General features: G+C 62.3%; 1 protein-coding gene. It reads left to right on the top strand.

Annotated features, from left to right (window positions below):
• Positions 1-236, top strand: a 236-nt coding sequence (locus AC1RO3_RS09420; RefSeq protein ID WP_481764158.1) for a Rieske (2Fe-2S) protein, incomplete at both ends; no start/stop codon positions are given.

The following is a 236-nucleotide window of genomic DNA, read 5'->3' on the forward strand; positions in this document are numbered from 1 at the left end:
GGGTGCACCGGTCGACGTCGACATCGCGGGGCTCAAGCCGGGAGAAAGCCTCACCGCCGCATGGCGCGGCAAGCCCGTGTTCGTCGTGAACCGAACGGATGGGATGCTGGCCACAGTTGTTTCGTCCGATTCCCAGGTCGCCGATCCTGCTACCCGGCATCCCTTTTCGATGCCTCTGCCGAGCTACTGCCGAAACGAATATCGTTCCAGAGCGGAGCGCAAGAATATCCTGGTGC

Source organism: Dellaglioa sp. CoH-57-MRSF-19, assembly GCF_056781975.1.